We start from the raw sequence: 366 nt of genomic DNA on the forward strand, positions 1-366 counted from the left end.
CATGCTCGATGTTGGTGTAGTGATAGGGCAGCAGCTGGCCGGATGGGCAGCGGTAGACGTCCTCATCAGGCAGGTAGCGAAGTCCTGTTTGCCGAACCGGCCCTCCGGCGTTCGACGTCATGGGCTTGGGCAAGGTGACTGCAACGCCAGCCTCTTCGCAGGCTAATATCTCCCCTCCGTCGAACTAGCCACGGTCGGCGACCGCCTCGAGTTTTTAGGTCAACTGATGACAGTCGCAAGTGACGTGCGTGCCCGGTCATGTATCTTGATCCACGAAATGGGCATCCAACCGTCTCCGGATGTCAGGATCCTGGAGGAAATCGAACGGTTTTATGAGCTGCACGACGTCTGAGAACGCCCGCTGGA

General features: G+C 58.5%; 1 pseudogene. It reads right to left on the reverse strand.

Annotated features, from left to right (window positions below):
- Nucleotides 1-211: pseudogene (locus tag ACZXDY_RS46500) on the reverse strand (IS5/IS1182 family transposase); the annotation flags it as partial.
- Nucleotides 212-366: the final 155 nt, after the last annotated feature.

It is taken from the genome of Bradyrhizobium sp. LeoB3 (assembly GCF_055456055.1).